The 15,803-nt window shown below is 41.4% G+C and carries 15 protein-coding genes; 1 reads left to right on the top strand and 14 read right to left on the bottom strand.

The window, feature by feature from the left end:
* Positions 1 to 22: 22 nt before the first annotated feature.
* Positions 23 to 763 carry a hypothetical protein gene (locus tag NST24_RS05680; protein WP_007499048.1) on the bottom strand — a complete coding sequence of 247 codons (741 nt, stop codon included), beginning with the start codon at positions 761 to 763 and terminating at the stop codon, positions 23 to 25.
* Positions 764 to 975: 212 nt separating this feature from the next.
* Here NST24_RS05680 and NST24_RS05675 point away from each other — a divergent pair, with 212 nt between their 5' ends.
* The gene (locus NST24_RS05675) at positions 976 to 1,170 is read left to right on the top strand and encodes a YjzD family protein (protein WP_008348514.1); all 195 of its coding nucleotides are present in this window, start codon (positions 976 to 978) and stop codon (positions 1,168 to 1,170) included.
* A gap of 119 nt (positions 1,171 to 1,289) precedes the next feature.
* Here NST24_RS05675 and NST24_RS05670 read toward each other — a convergent pair whose 3' ends face one another.
* From NST24_RS05670 to NST24_RS05610, 13 genes are all read right to left on the bottom strand, one after another.
* Complete coding sequence (locus NST24_RS05670; protein ID WP_007499050.1) at positions 1,290 to 2,555, bottom strand: MFS transporter; 1,266 nt, start codon at positions 2,553 to 2,555, stop codon at positions 1,290 to 1,292.
* A gap of 169 nt (positions 2,556 to 2,724) precedes the next feature.
* On the bottom strand, positions 2,725 to 2,904 hold the full coding sequence (locus NST24_RS05665) for a YjzC family protein (RefSeq protein WP_008348517.1): 180 nt from the start codon (positions 2,902 to 2,904) through the stop codon (positions 2,725 to 2,727).
* Between the two features lie 103 nt (positions 2,905 to 3,007).
* Complete coding sequence (gene argF / locus NST24_RS05660) at positions 3,008 to 3,958, bottom strand: ornithine carbamoyltransferase (protein WP_342462433.1); 951 nt, start codon at positions 3,956 to 3,958, stop codon at positions 3,008 to 3,010.
* On the bottom strand, positions 3,955 to 7,035 hold the full coding sequence (locus NST24_RS05655; RefSeq protein ID WP_342462432.1) for a carbamoyl phosphate synthase large subunit: 3,081 nt from the start codon (positions 7,033 to 7,035) through the stop codon (positions 3,955 to 3,957). The genes argF and NST24_RS05655 overlap by 4 nt, the downstream gene beginning before the upstream one ends.
* Positions 7,028 to 8,089, bottom strand: a complete 1,062-nt coding sequence (locus NST24_RS05650; RefSeq protein ID WP_060780960.1) for a carbamoyl phosphate synthase small subunit — start codon at positions 8,087 to 8,089, stop codon at positions 7,028 to 7,030. The genes NST24_RS05655 and NST24_RS05650 overlap by 8 nt, the downstream gene beginning before the upstream one ends.
* A gap of 69 nt (positions 8,090 to 8,158) precedes the next feature.
* Complete coding sequence (locus NST24_RS05645; RefSeq protein ID WP_100324878.1) at positions 8,159 to 9,310, bottom strand: acetylornithine transaminase; 1,152 nt, start codon at positions 9,308 to 9,310, stop codon at positions 8,159 to 8,161.
* The gene (gene argB, locus NST24_RS05640) at positions 9,307 to 10,083 is read right to left on the bottom strand and encodes an acetylglutamate kinase (RefSeq protein WP_017360181.1); all 777 of its coding nucleotides are present in this window, start codon (positions 10,081 to 10,083) and stop codon (positions 9,307 to 9,309) included. Before argB ends, NST24_RS05645 begins: the two co-directional genes overlap by 4 nt.
* Positions 10,084 to 10,097: 14 nt before the next feature.
* Complete coding sequence (gene argJ, locus NST24_RS05635; RefSeq protein ID WP_039167371.1) at positions 10,098 to 11,318, bottom strand: bifunctional ornithine acetyltransferase/N-acetylglutamate synthase; 1,221 nt, start codon at positions 11,316 to 11,318, stop codon at positions 10,098 to 10,100.
* A gap of 20 nt (positions 11,319 to 11,338) precedes the next feature.
* Entirely contained in the window at positions 11,339 to 12,376 is a 1,038-nt protein-coding gene (argC, locus tag NST24_RS05630; RefSeq protein ID WP_268416937.1) for an N-acetyl-gamma-glutamyl-phosphate reductase, read from the bottom strand.
* Positions 12,377 to 12,514: 138 nt separating this feature from the next.
* The gene (locus NST24_RS05625; protein WP_268362219.1) at positions 12,515 to 13,063 is read right to left on the bottom strand and encodes an MFS transporter; all 549 of its coding nucleotides are present in this window, start codon (positions 13,061 to 13,063) and stop codon (positions 12,515 to 12,517) included.
* Positions 13,060 to 14,505, bottom strand: a complete 1,446-nt coding sequence (locus NST24_RS05620; protein ID WP_341043605.1) for an FAD-binding oxidoreductase — start codon at positions 14,503 to 14,505, stop codon at positions 13,060 to 13,062. Before NST24_RS05620 ends, NST24_RS05625 begins: the two co-directional genes overlap by 4 nt.
* A gap of 122 nt (positions 14,506 to 14,627) precedes the next feature.
* Positions 14,628 to 14,936 (bottom strand): metal-sulfur cluster assembly factor, encoded by a 309-nt coding sequence (locus NST24_RS05615; RefSeq protein ID WP_003211530.1) that lies wholly within the window; start codon positions 14,934 to 14,936, stop codon positions 14,628 to 14,630.
* Between the two features lie 46 nt (positions 14,937 to 14,982).
* Entirely contained in the window at positions 14,983 to 15,768 is a 786-nt protein-coding gene (locus NST24_RS05610; protein WP_041093094.1) for an alpha/beta fold hydrolase, read from the bottom strand.
* Positions 15,769 to 15,803: the final 35 nt, after the last annotated feature.

Here is a 15,803-nt window from a genome sequence, read left to right as displayed (position 1 = left end):
AGGGCTGTTATCATCCTATTCATTACAATTCTCTTTCATGCGATTTATAAAACTTGTGAATGGACTGAAAGATTCTTCTTGGATGATCAAACATATGCAAGGTAAGGTCCATCTGACAATGGTCTGGATTCATCATATGTTGATCAATAAAAGGCTTTGCATGTAGTTCATAGGCATACGGTGCGCCGTTTAGTCTCTGCCATATATGAATCGGTACATGAGCTGAATGAACGGGGCAAGAAGGAAGTGGATACGTTTCTGCTTCCTTTGCAGAGCACCCATAGCTCTGTGCGAGTTCTTTCATGAACTGTTTGTAGAAGAATTTGTGTTCCTTTTCTCTTTCTCTTTGTGCTTGCAGGTGTAAACATGGATTCATCATGGCTATAGACCTTAGCACTTCTGGCATTTCTTCGGCAAGACTCATGGCGACAAGTGCGCCCATTCCCTCTGCCAGCACATGAATTTCCCGGTTTAATATTTCTTGTTTTAATGTGTGATGAACAAGCTGTTTCGCACTAAAAACAGCATCTTCACATCCCCAGTGATTCCCATGAAGATGACTATTAAACAATGTATATCCTTCATCCTTTAAAGCAGTTAATAGCTGGTTTCTTCCGTAATGCTGAAGCCAGAATGATGTATTTTCCTGCACAAAGTGATTTCGGTCACCGAGGATTAGAATGCCAAAGCCATTTGGTTTTTGAGGAAGGTGAATGACGTTCCACTGGGAACCAAGCTGGAAAAAACGTTCGCTTACACCCATATGGCCAGCCTCCTTTCAGTGATTCTGCTTTCTATGATATGAACAACAACTCTTGTAGGAATAAGGAAATCCCCTAAAGACAGAAGAATTCTTTTTATTTTTATAGTAGAAGGTCTCAAAATGGTCACATAAAGGCGGAAAACAGTCTTTTCTCTGAACTCGTATCTATGGTATGATAGTCAATAGATTGTTACATAAAGGACGGTGGAATAATGCATTACATTATCACCCTCATTTGGACTTTTCTGCTGACACATATGGCTGGTTACATCGTTGCATCTATGAATGGAGCTGCTTATGATTTTACGTTAACTTCCATTCTTGCCATAGTGTTTACGGTTATTTTATTCATCTTTGCTGAAGTAAGTCCAATGAAAGAAACAGAAAGTTCAACAGAACATTCTTAATATTGCTGGAAAAGAGCTAATGATTTGAGATTAGCTCTTTTTCTTTTTTTCAGAATGATGACTAGAAGTTGAGAGCGCACGCTAAAACCCCCTGCCGTCAATTACAGGGGGTTTTTGAGTTACACTTCAACCGTTTCGGACTTCTGTTTGTCTGCTGACAAATGGCTTTTCGCAAGCCCTGTGAACAGGAAGATCGCGATGCCTGATAAAATCTCAAGCACACCACCCCCCGCAATGACAGGTCCTGCTCCAAAGCGTTCTGCCAGGACGCCCGATATGACGGCTGCAAGCGGGAGAAAGACATTTGATGACGCATTGATCACGGCATATACTTGCGGCTGATCTTCTTGGTCAACAGACGTTTGAATAATGACCATCTCTGGGACATTGATCGCACTGACGGCTGCACCAAAAATAAAGGAAGCTAGAAGAACGACTGGAAGCCATGTACTCATTCCAGTGATAAAGAATGCCGCACCTTCAATCATGCCTGCGACAATAAAGAACAAGCCGAATCTTTTGATTTTCACCTTCGCCAGTGCAAAGCCCATCATAAACGCACCGACTGCAGCGACACCTCTTAAAATGGAATACACCATTGAATCACTTTGCAGCGCTTCTGCTACATATACAGCGGATAATGCCTGCCACGGAGCTGCGGCGACATTCATTAAAATACAATAAAGGGTCAGTGCAAATAAAATATGATGATTTTTAACGACTAGAAAGCCTCTTTTTAAGTTATACAGATATGTATTCTTTGCTTGTTTAATGTCTGCTGCTTTTTCTGCATCTGACTTTTGGAGTTTAACGCCAATAATGAACAAGCCCGATATGATAAATAAAGCAGTGGTGATTAGGAGCGTATCTGCAGGGCCAATTAATTTGACCAAAAGACCAGCGACCATCACCGCAGCAAGTGCGACAATTTCAAAAGATGATTGCAGGATCGCATTTGCTTTTTGAATGAGATGCTTTGGAACAATCTGCGGCAGGATGGCCACAGAAGCCGGGTTATATGCTGCACCTGTTGCCGATTGAATAACCATTAATGAGATCAATAACCATAGAGGCAATATGTGCGAAAAATGCAGTAGTGGAATAATGAGTACAATGGTTGCTCGAATGACATCTGAAGCAAACATCCATTTAGATAAATGATGTCTTTTCATAAGAGGTCCTAGTATTGGGGCCAACAATGATGAAGGAAGAACTGTCACTGCTAGAAGAAGTCCGGTACCGAGCGCTCCATCCCCTCTTAAAATCAATAACCAAAGAACGGATGTAAAAGCAAAACTTTCTCCTGTATTTTTTATGAGTCTTGATATGAACAATGAGGTGAAGCGTTTATTCCAAACACTTTCACTGAGATTCATCTTTTCCATCACACAAATCCTTTCAACCTTATACTATTTTTACATATTTTACCTTAATCTTTCTTTTTTTCATACTATTTATTTGAAAATTGGAACTTAATTGTTTTTTATTATAAAGAAAAAAGAGGCATGACACATGCCTCTAAAGACTTATTCATATGGACTCTTAGTCAATTGCTTACGGCTTCCTTTGGTAAGTCCATACGCGGTTATGGTTCGAGTTATCCGGAAAGACGTCTCCTGCTTTAAGCTTTATCTTTAAAGGATCTTTCACCATACTACCGGTCTCACCGATTTCGATATAAACACCATTATTAGGTGCCTTATTACCAGATTTAAACTGATGCTGTTGACCCATTTCCATCCTCCTTTCTCGATTGATGTTATTATGTCCCGTCCATTGCCTCTCCAATCCAATATGTAAAAAGTCCCTGCTCAGTCGAGACAGGGACACTTGTGATTTATTTAGGTTGTTGATACATGAGCTCTTTGATTAACGCTTTTTGCACATGCAGGCGATTTTCTGCTTGCTGGAATACTTTAGAATGTGGTCCATCAATGATATCAGCCGTCACTTCTTCTCCGCGATGTGCCGGCAGACAATGAAGGAAGATATAATCTGTTGCTGCATGTTGCATGAGTTCCTCATTGACTTGATATTCTTTAAATTCAGCTAGACGTTTCTCTGTTTCAGCTTCCTGTCCCATGCTTGTAAATACGTCTGAATAAATGACATCTGCATCCTGAACAGCAGCTACTGGATCTGTTGTGACGATGACTTCTGCGCCTGATTGTTTTGCAAACGCCTGAGCAGTGTCTGTCACCTCTTGAAGAGGTTCATAGCCTTTTGGTGATGCAACGGCAATGTCACAGCCTAACTGCGCGCAGCCGACCATTAAGGAATGAGCCACATTATTCCCATCACCGATGTACGCCACTTTCACACCTTTTAGTGTGCCTTTTGCTTCTTTAATCGTCAGTAAATCAGCCAGTGCCTGACATGGATGAGAGTAGTCCGTTAGTCCGTTGATCACTGGAATAGAGGCGTATTTTGCAAGTTCTTCTACCTTCTCATGTTCAAAGGTTCGAATCATAATGCCATCTACATACCCAGACAGCACCTGCGCTGTATCACCAATCGTTTCTCCTCTGCCAATTTGCAGATCATTTGAGCTGAGGAAGAGCGCATGTCCGCCTAGCTGCGTCATGCCCGCTTCAAACGAGACACGGGTTCTAGTTGAAGATTTTTCAAAGATCATCGCTAATGTTTTTCCTTTGAATAAATCTTGATATGGATGTTGTTTCATTTCTTCTGCTTTTTCAATTAAGTACGCAATGTCATTGATCGAAAAGTCTTTTAACGATAAAAAGTCTTTTCCGTATAATGCCGGTTGCACGTCGACTTGGCTCATGCCGTCACTTCCTTTTTATATAATTCGTGGAGAGATACTGGTGATACATCTCCATCTTTTCCTTGCAGGAACGCTTGCGCCGTTTCATATTCGGTTAGAACTTGAACACCATGTGTGAGTGCTTTTACACGCTGTTCTTTTGCCTCTTCATCATCACCTAAATGAATGTGAAGCGATTTATCGTCTTGTTGCAGCCACGATTCAAAGCTGCCAGTCCAGACGTCAAAGCCTGCTCTTTTTGCTTCATCTACGAATAATTCACTGCCTTGTATAAAGAGGCTTCCTTTCTGTTTCCAGATCGGTGCAAACACTTTTTTCAAGGCGCTTTCGACGTTCTTTCCTACACACATTCCTTCACCCGTCGCCTTCATTTCAGGTGTGAGCTTTAAATCGATATCTTGAATGGCATGTGAGGAGAAGACTGGGAATTTAACAGCTGTGCCCCCCTTATTCTTCGTTGCCGGTTTCAATTCTTCAAGCGTTGCACCAGCTAACAGCTGAGTCGCCATTGGGATCATGTCAACACCCATGACTTTACTTACAACTGGAACAGTCCGGCTTGCCCGAGGATTCACCTCTAATACGAGCGTCTGGTTCCCTTTTATCACAAATTGAATATTCATAATGCCTTTAAAAGCTAATTTCTTTGCGATTTGTTCAGAAGCGTTATACACCTGTTGTTTGATGTCTTCACTAATAGAGACACTTGGTAAGATGGCAAAGCTGTCACCTGAGTGTACGCCCGCTTTTTCAATATGCTCAACAATGGTTGGAATGAATGTCGTTTGTCCGTCTGAAATAAGATCCACTTCCACTTCTTTTCCAGTGACATACTCATCAATTAAGATCGGATAAGGTAAATGATCTGGCTGATCAAGTAGTTCTGCCAATTGAGCTTCTGTATGAACAACGATCATGCCCATTCCACCAATGACATATGATGGACGAATAAGAACAGGGTACCCGATGCTTGCAGCATGCCCCAGTGCTTCTTCTTTTGAATGTGCTGTATCTCCTTTTGCATGAGGAAGATTCAGTTCATCAAGAAGCTGATAGAATAAATCGCGATCTTCTAATGCATCTAGTGTGTCAAAGGACGTGCCTAACAAGGTAACGCCGGCTTTTTCTAATCCTTCCGCCACATTGATTGCTGTCTGCCCGCCAAATTGAACGATGACAAAATCAATTTGCTCCGCTTCAACTACGTTTAAAATATGTTCTAACGTGATCGGCTCAAAGTATAAACGATCTGCAATCTCATAATCGGTACTAACCGTTTCTGGATTATTGTTCATCATGATGGTTTCAAATCCAAGCTTTTGTAAAGTAAGAACGCCGTGAACGGCACTATAATCAAACTCGACCCCTTGCCCAATTCGAATCGGACCAGATCCAATGATGAGTGCACGCTGCTTTGTTTTCTCTTGATGCTCTCCATCACTTTTGCCAAAGTACGTAGAATAGAAGTAATTCGTTTTTGCATCGAATTCAGCCGCACATGTATCGACAATTTTAAATGAAGCGGCAATGCCATACTCTTGACGAAGCTGTCTGATATCTTGTTCACTGCGATCCGTCAGAGAAGCGATTGTTTCATCAAGGAAACCTTTTTCTTTCACCTTTTTTAAGGTGTCTTTGGATAGCGTCCCCTGATGATTCTTCAATTCTTGTTCGAGTGTGATCATATTCTTGAAGACATGTAAGAAAAACAGATCAATCTTCGTCGTTTCATGAATCGTTTCAACGGTTTCTTGTCTGGAAAGCAGCTCCATGACAGCGAAGAAACGGCGATCGTCCGGTGTTTTGATTAATTCAAATAACTGTTCAGTCGAATGTTCTTTCAGTTCAGGCAAGTGGAAGCCCTTTGTTTTGATTTCAAGTGATGCGACGGCTTTTTGAATGGCAGATTCTAAATTACGGTCAATCGCCATGACTTCACCAGTCGCCTTCATTTTTGTGCCTAATTTCCGGTCTGCCTGTTTAAATTTATCGAACGGCCAACGCGGGAATTTCACCACGACATAATCGAGTGCCGGCTCAAAGCTAGCATACGTTGTTCCTGTAAGCGGATTTTTCAATTCATCTAGTGTATAACCGACCGCAAGTTTTGCCGCCATTTTGGCAATCGGATAGCCTGTTGCTTTCGATGCGAGAGCAGAAGACCGGCTGACCCGAGGGTTGACCTCAATGACAAAATATTCTTTGCTGAGTGGATCAAGAGCGAACTGGATATTACAGCCGCCAACGACATCAAGCGCTGAAATAATTTTTAAGCTCGCTGAACGGAGCATTTGATAATCCTGATCCGTTAATGTCTGTGACGGTGCAACGACAATCGAGTCACCTGTATGCACACCAACTGGATCGATATTTTCCATGTTACATACAGTGATACACGTATTTTGACGATCTCTCATGACCTCATACTCGACTTCTTTAAAGCCAGCAATGCTTTTTTCAACTAAGCACTGATGAATCGGACTCGCTAGAAGAGCACCTTCAATCAGCGGTTTAAAAGCCTCTTCAGTTAAAGCGATGCCTCCCCCTTTACCACCAAGTGTGTAGGCTGGTCGAAGAATGACAGGAAAGCCCACTTCTTTTGCAAATTGAAGGGCGTCTTTCGCATTATCTACAATTTCACTTTCTGGTACAGGTTCATTCAAATGCTTCATGAGAGCACGGAATTTCTCACGATCTTCACCGTTTTCAATTGTTTCAACTGACGTTCCGAGCAGTTTTACCCCATGCTTTTTCAGCACACCGGCTTTTTCCAGCTCGACAGCAAGGTTTAAAGCCGTCTGTCCGCCAAGATTGGCTAAAAGACCATCTGGTTTCTCTTTTTCAATGATTCTTGTCACTGAATCAACTGAAAGCGGTTCAAAATAAATTTCATCAGCAAATGACTCGTCTGTCATAATGGTTGCTGGGTTGTTATTCACTAAGATGACGTTGTAGCCTTCTTCTTTTAAGGCCATACAACCTTGTGTTCCTGAGTAATCAAATTCTGCTGCCTGACCAATGATGATTGGACCGGACCCGATGACTAGAATGGTTTGTATGCTTTGATCTTTAGGCATGTGCGACTTCTCTCCTTGCTTGTTTCACTTTCTCAATAAAATCATCGAATACCCATTCACTTTCTGCAGGGCCTGGATGTGCTTCTGGATGAAATTGAACGGACATAATCAGCTTCTCTTTATGAATGAATCCTTCAACAGATCCGTCATTCACGTGGAGGAATTTGACGTCCACTTCTTTGTCATTCATGCTTTTTTCATTGACCACATAGCTATGATTTTGGCTTGTCATAAAGACACGTTTTGATTCTGTATCTTGTACAGGATGATTCGCCCCGCGGTGGCCAAAAGGAAGCTTATACGTATCCCCGCCAAGCGCAAGAGCAATTAATTGATGACCTAAGCAAATGCCTAGTGTCGGGAAGGTCATCATGATGTCATGAATGGTTTTTAAATATGGCTTCATTGTTTTTGGATCTCCAGGTCCATTTGACAAAAGGATCGCATCTGGCTTGATATCAAATACCTTTTCCATTTGTTTGTACGGAATCACTGTGACTTTACAGCCGCGCGCTTCGAGTGAGTCCGCAATAGATTTTTTAAAGCCAAAATCAATGAGCGCTACATGTTCCTCGCCGCTTCCTTGTGTGTATACTTCATCTTCTGTGACCTGCTCAATCACATTGTCTTGCTTCATTGCAGGAGGCGTTTCATTTTCGTCTAAACTAAGCACTGCATTCATCGTTCCATTTGCTCGAATGTTCTGCACGACTGCGCGAGTATCTGTATGTGTAAGAAGCGGAATGTTCCACTTCTGTAAATAATCTTTTAAGCTTACGGCTGCAAGGTGATGAGAAAAATGGTCAGCTGCCTCATAGACAACGACCGCCTTCACTTGTGGTTTTTTGCTCTCAAAGTCTTCATGATTGATGCCGTAATTTCCGATGAGCGGATATGTGAAGACAATGATTTGTCCTTTATAAGAAGGATCTGTGAGCACCTCCTGATAACCTGTCATCCCTGTAAAAAAGACCACTTCACCTGTAATGCCAGCTTCTCCTGTCAGATCTCCTTCAAAAGAGGCTCCATCTTCTAAATTTAAATAACCTTTCATGCTTGTGTCACCCCATATTGAATAATTAATAATATAAATGCATGTTTATGCGTTCTGGTGTAAAAAAATTTAGACCGTTACTGCTTCATTTGCTAACACTTGAATGATGGCTTCAATGGCTTGATCCAATTCAACTTTTTTGACATTCAGCGGAGGTAATAATCGAATAACATTCGGACCAGCTGGAAGCACAAGCAAACCTTGCTCTCGAAGGGCTGTGATGTAATCACCTACTGGCTGATGACACTCAATTCCTGCCATTAATCCTTTGCCACGTACTTCTTTCACGATGTTCAGCTGCTTGACTTCTTGCAGTCTCTTTAAGAGGTACGCACCCTTTTCTTTCACTTCTGAAAGAAAGTCTTCTTTAAATATTACATCAAGAGTTGCGTTCACAGCTGACATAGCGAGCATATTGCCACCAAATGTTGTGCCATGAGAGCCTGGAGAAAATGCATCCCCTAAAGCTTTTTTCCCTATCACTGCACCTACTGGAAACCCATTTCCTAAACCTTTTGCGGCTGAAATAATATCAGGATCAAGTCCCGATTGCTCATAGGCAAATGCTGTCCCTGTTCGCCCAATACCCGTTTGGATTTCATCTACAATCAGCAGTGCTTGATGTTTTTTGCAAAACATTTGAACGGCTTCTAGAAATTCAGCTGTAGCTGGATTCACTCCACCTTCACCTTGCACCACTTCCAGCATGACCGCTGCGACATCATCGATTTCACACGCTGTGATCGCTTCAGGGTCATTAAACGGTACATAATGAAAGCCTTCCAGCATCGGTCCAAAACCAGTTTTGATTTTATCTTGACCTGTGGCAGCCATACCAGCATACGTACGCCCATGGAAAGAGTGCAAAAACGTCACAATATTTGTTTTACCTGTTGCTTTTCGGGCCAATTTGATAGCCCCTTCATTCGCTTCAGCCCCGCTGTTGCAGAAAAATACGAGATCTCCCGAACTGTTGGCTGCCAGCTTTTCCGCTGCTTTTTCTTGCAGTCCATTTTCAAATAGATTTGATACGTGCCAGACCTCGTCAAGCTGCTTCTTGATGGCTTGATTGACCTTTGGATGATTGTGACCTAAATTCGTGACCGCAATGCCTTGTATAAAGTCTAAATATTTTTTCCCAGTTGTATCAACTGCCCAAGAACCTTCTGCCTCTTTAATTTCAACGTTCCACCGTCCGTACGTTTGAAAGAGATGACTCACAGGACCGCCTCCTTTTGTTTTACAATTCGAGTTCCTTTAAAGGTATCTCCTGTAAAAATACTGCCTTTTCCATTCACAATCATGACTTCATCCACATCTCCTGATAAAGCACTTAGCGCAGATTGCACTTTTGGAATCATTCCCCCGGAAATAATACCTTCATCGATGAGCTTGAGAGCTTCTTGTTCGGTGACAACGTCTAACAGCTCACCATTTTTTAAAATTCCTTCCACATCTGTGACAAACATGAGCTTATCAGCTTTCATAGCTCCTGCGACTGCTGATGCTGCAAGATCAGCATTTACATTTAACGTTTGGCATTCTTCGGTCATAGATAGCGGCGCAATGACGGGAATGAATTGTTTCTCCATTAGTGCTTCTGCCATCTCTGGATTGACTTCTTTGATTTCGCCAACGTACCCATATACATCTTGATCGAGAAAATCGGCGACAAGCATCTGTCCATCTTTACCAGATACACCGACAGATGATATATCATGCTTTGCCAACTCTGAAACAAAGTATTTATTCACCGTTCCTGAAAGGACCATTTCGGCTACCTCTAACACCGGCTTTGTTGTTTTGCGCTGTCCATCTACAAATTCCGTTTTCACTTCTAATTTTTGCAGCATGCTCGTGATTTCAGGACCCCCGCCATGTACGATAGCCAGTTTAAATCCAGCAGCTTGAAGTGAGCGGACATTTTCATAAAAGGTATCGGAAAGTTCTCGAATGACACTGCCTCCACACTTGAACACGATCGTTTTATCCATGTCTATCTCCTTCATTATGTGCGATAGCTCGCGTTAATTTTCACATAATCATAGGTAAGGTCACAGCCCCATGCTGCCGCTTCACCATTTCCTTCATTCATTTGAATGAAAATCGTAATCTCATCCTGCTCTAGATACGCTTTTGCTTCCTCTTCTGAGAAAGACTGAGGTTCATTATGTTTAAACAGACATTGCCCGCCTAAGTAAACTTCCACCTCTTCTGGCGTGACAGAAGCTGCGCTATGACCGATTGCTCCGATAATCCGTCCCCAGTTGGCGTCCGTACCGTATACGGCTGTTTTCACAAGACTTGAACCTACGATTTTTTTTGCAATAATACCCGCTTCTAAGTTGTTTTTTGCACCAACAACTTTCGCTTCGATTAATTTGGTTGCGCCTTCTCCGTCTCTTGCAATCTCTTTTGCTAGATCTTCACAGGCTAGTTTTAATCCTTCTTTAAACAATGGCCATTCTGGATGTTCTTCATTCAGTGCCTGGTTTTCTGCCATCCCATTTGCCATCACAAGCACCATATCGTTAGTTGATGTTTCTCCATCGACGGTAATTTGATTAAACGTCACATCTGTAATGTCACGAAGAGCATTTTGCAAAGCTTCTTGTTCGACATTTGCATCGGTTGTGACAAACCCGAGCATTGTTGCCATGTTCGGATGAATCATACCAGAGCCTTTTGCTGCACCAGAAATGAGAATCTCTTTCCCGTCTATCGTCAAGGAGTATGTCGTATTTTTAATGACTGTATCTGTTGTTAAAATCGCTTCTTCAAAGTGGCCATTTCCTGCTTTTGCTTCTTTTAGCTGAGCAATGCCTGTTTTGATTTTATCCATATCCAGACACTCTCCAATGACACCAGTAGAAGAAACGGCAATGTAATCAGGCTCTGTGCCTAACATGTCTGCACAGGCTGCCTGCATGTCGTATGCATCTTTTAATCCCTGTTCACCTGTGCATGCGTTGGCGATGGCACTATTGACAATGACACCTTTTAGTTTGCCCGTCTTTTTTAAGCTTTTTTGTGTGACTTGAAGAGGCGCAGCTTGAAAGTGACTTTGAGTGTATACCGCTGCACTCGCTGCTGGTACTTCACTGATGATCAAGCCAAGGTCTTTTTTTGAATAGCGTAATCCTATATGAATCCCCTTTGCTTCAAAACCTTTTGGTGATGATACGTCCCCGTCTATTTTGACAATACTTTTTTCATTCAATTCGATCATGTTTGTTGTCTCCCCTGTTCTTATGGATAGAGAGGTGTCATTGTGAGGCCCGCCTCTTCATGTAAGCCTTTGATGATGTTGAAGTTTTGAACCGCTTGGCCGGCTGCGCCTTTCATGAGATTATCTATGACAGATACAATCGTCAGTCTCGCTGTTCGCTCATCTAAATGAAAACCAATGTCACAGAAGTTACTGCCATATACTTCTTTTGTTTGCGGATATATCCCATGATCTCTCACTCTTACAAAATAGGAATCTTCATAAAAGTCCTTCATCCGTTTCATTAATTCTTCTTTTGTGACATCTGATTTCAATTGTGTATACATCGTCGCCATAATCCCTCTTGTCATCGGGACAAGGTGTGTTGAAAATGTGATGTTCGCCGTTTGCGGGTTCCATTCTCTAAGTACTTGTTCTATTTCAGGTGTGTGCTGATGTTCATTCACCTTATAAATTTTAAAGTTATCGTTCAGCTCTGAAAAATGTGTGCCAAGTGAGGCTGATCGTCCTGCACCGGACACCCCGGTTTTTGCATCTATTATGATCATAGATTCATCGATTAAATTCTGTTTCATCAGCGGTGCTAAACCTAGAAGAACTGCAGTAGGAAAGCAGCCTGGATTTGCAATGACTTCCGCTTGCTTAATGGTTTCACGATTCAATTCAGATAATCCGTATACAGCTTGTTGAACCGATGCTTCATCCGCTGCCCTTCGTTTATACCACGCTTCATAAACAGTTCCATCTTGAATGCGCAAGTCACCTGATAAATCAATAATTGGCACCCCTTGATTCATGAGCTTCGGTGTGAGTTCACTTGAAACGCCTGCTGGTGTCGCTAAAAACACAGCATCTGTTTCTTGCACAATGGCAGCCGGATCAATGGCTTTTAATGTTTGGTCAGTAATCGTTGTCAGATGCGGATAAGATTGACTGTATAATTGCCCATCACCACTTGATGAATACAATATACATTCCTCCACATGTGGATGCTGCTTAAAGATACGAACTAATTCCGCACCACCGTACCCTGTAGCACCTATAATACCTATTTTCAACGTCAATACACCCTCTTGATCTTTGTGAAATTATTTAACATTATAACATGTATAAAAATTAATTCAATTGTATATTTAATATTTGTTTTCATTTTTTTTCATAAAAAAATCCACATATCTTCGTGAGACATGCGGATTTTATCTATTGTTCTTCATATTGAGGACCAGAAGCGCACTGCATAAATATAATAGGGAACTTGCATAAAAAATCAAATGAATGGTGAAGAAATCAGCAAAAAGGCCGCCAAGCATAATGGCGATGGATGAAAAAAGCGCTGTCCAAAAATGATAGTGCCCAACTTCTTTCATACGCTTTTTCTCGTTTGTGAGTTCGGTGACGAGTAATTTCTCTCCGTGCTTCTGAACACCACCTAGCACACCTAAGGCAAGCTGAACCATATAAACTTGCTCTACTTCTGTGATATGTGGAAAAAGTAGAAGAAGAAACGCCATACCAAACGAATGAATGATTAAAAAGAGACGCCTGTCGGTCGTTTCAGGAAGTTTTCCTAATAATAAATGAATGAACGCACCGCTCAAACCAAACAGACCATAAGCAAGACCAAATTGAGAATAGCTCGACCCAACATTTTTAATAAAAAGAATATAAAAAGGGAAAATGAGACTACTGGCGAAAAACAGTAGACTTTGTGAATAGACGAACCATTTCATTGCTTTAGCATTCATTGTGTATTGTACCTTTCATAAAAGTAGTTGATAAATCTGCCATCTGGATCTGCTTGCTTTTTCTTTTGAAAGAATAGATCGGTTTTTGGGTACGCTTGTTTCATTTGTGCTTTCGTTTGATAAGGCATGTATGGTAAGTAATAGCTTCCATGGTGCCGCAAGGTGATATCTGTCATTTGCCGGATGACCCGCTCTGCTTCTGCCTTCTCTTCTTTCTCAAAACCATAATTCACTAACAAAACAAGTGCAAACATATCTTCTTTCGCATATGAGAGATCCGCTTTTTCATTTTTTTGTACGTAGCGGATCGTGATGTTCATTAAATTCAATTCTTCCTGTTGTAAAAAGCTTCTCATGTCATCGATATACGCACGAAAACGATCAACTGGAACAAAGTATTCTTGAAGCACATCGGTATCTGACTCATTTTCATATTCTAAAAAAGCAGAATCAGACCGCATCACGTTATTTCTTGTGATCAGCTGGTCATTTTGACTTTGAAAATACTTTTTTTGCAAGTTCCATAGCAAATCTTTCCCCATATCAAATCTTCTCGAAAGGCCGAGCATAAATTTTAAAGGGATGACGAGCTGATCTTCTTTGAGCTCGCGGTATGGATCGATCTGTTGATCAGAAATAAGCGAATAATTCGTCACATACATCTCTTTCAAAAAATTTGTTTTCGCTGTAGAGATTCTTGCGAGATGCATGCGCACTTCTTTATTGTTCTTTACATGCTTTTGAAAATAATCAGTGTATTCATCGAAGTGTAGAGAGGTTGTCTCCATTTTATATAATTCATCCTTTGTTAAGGACAGCTCAACATCTAAAATGACACCGAATAAGCCGTATCCTCCAATCACGGCAGTAAATAAATCATCGCTAGGCTTTACTGTGATGATCTCTCCATCTGCTTTTAACAGTGTGAAAGAGCGCACAGTGTCAATGAGTGAGCCGTAGCGAATGTCACGTCCATGTGCATTTGCACTTAACGAGCCACCAATCGTAAAGATGTTTTGAGATTGCATCACCTTTACTGCAAGACCATATGGGTTCACATATTTTTGAATATCATCCCATGTGGCGCCGCTCTGTACCCGAATGGTCTTCTTTTTTTCATTAAATGATACGATTCGGCGAAATTTCGTCATGTCTAGTACAATGCCATTTTCATAATACGTGTGGCCGCCCATACTATGCTGCTTTCCGGCGATTGAAATGGGCAGATTCTTCTCTTTTGCTTCTTCTAATACTTCTTTTAAAGATTCTATTTCTTTTCCTTGCACGACTTTTTTTATTTTGACCGGCATGAGGTGACTCACATCTGTAAACGCCTCAAGTCCTTGTCTTTTGTGTGCTTGACCTTCACGTATAGAGACTGATGCAAAAAAGGCAGCGCCATATCCCATCAAAAGAACGATCCATATCCACTTTCGTTTCATTATAGGTACTCCGTTCTATAAAATTACATCCATTATATCAAGCCATACTCCTCCTCTACCTTAATTTTTCATAAAAAAACCTGGTACGAGTTCAACTCATACCAGGCATTTTTCGTATTTACTTATTGAATACCAAGCGCAATTTTAGCGTATCTTGACATTTTGTCACGTGTCCAAGGTGGATTCCATACGATGTGAACTTCTGTTTCTTTCACTTCAGGCAAGTCGCTCAATGCTTTTTTGACTTCATCGACGATAACTGGTGCAAGAGGACAGCCCATTGATGTTAAAGTCATTGTGATATCCGCTTTTCCATTCTCATCAAGATCGACATCATAGACAAGTCCAAGGTTGACGATGTCTACGTTTAACTCAGGGTCAATCACCTGTTCTAGGGCGCCTAAAATATTTTCTTTCAATGCTTCATCCATGATATCCACTCCTTTTTCAACTAGTATAACGTACTTTTCCTTTTGGCTAAACGTTTGTGCTTTTCAGGTGTGTCACAAACCAGTCAATGGTTTCAAACATTGCTTGTCTTGAGACCTTATGGCCAGCCTGTCCATCTGTGATAAAACGAATCAGGTGCGGATCTTCTTTATATTGGGTTTCTGCTAACTCGTCATAAAGAGCTTTTGCATGTCTGTAAGGGACAACTGGATCGTTTTCTGCATGCCAGAATAACAGCGGTCTTTTGTTTAATCGATCTGTTTGCAGCGTTAAATCATATGGACGCAGCGCGTCTAATTGCTGATGAACCTCTTCATCTGTAATCTCTTTCATCAACCCTTTGTGCCGCATGTCCATAATTTGTGCTTGTAGGAATGTCGTATATTTCGGACTGCCCATCAAGCTGACTGCCGCTTTAATCCAATCATGTTTTGCGAGTGCACCAAAGGTCGTGATGCCTCCCATGGAAGTACCTGCAACACCTATTAGATCGGCTTCAATCAATTGTTTTTCTTGAAAATATGTTTTTAAGATATCGATTTCACGGATTTCGTTCAGGACGATTTCCCAAAACTTTGATGCCAGCTCCTCTAAGCTGAGGTTTTCTGATCTTACACCATGATAAGCACAGTCAGGCAAAATGACTCTCATGCCTTTTTCCGCCAAATGAAAGGCGAAGTGTAAGTTGTGCTCGCGTGCACTTGTAAATCCATGTATAAAAAATACAAGTGGCAGCGGTTTATCTTTATTTTCAGCTTTTACGATATGTAAAAATGGAATATCGTGTGTCATTTGCTCATCAATGGTGATCACAGCCTATGAATCCTCCTTTATCATTCCCGTCTTTG

This window comes from Bacillus sp. FSL R5-0286 (genome assembly GCF_038593245.1).
GTDB classification, from domain to species: Bacteria; Bacillota; Bacilli; order Bacillales; family Bacillaceae; genus Bacillus; species Bacillus altitudinis.
This window is presented reverse-complemented; position numbering and strand designations above follow the sequence as displayed.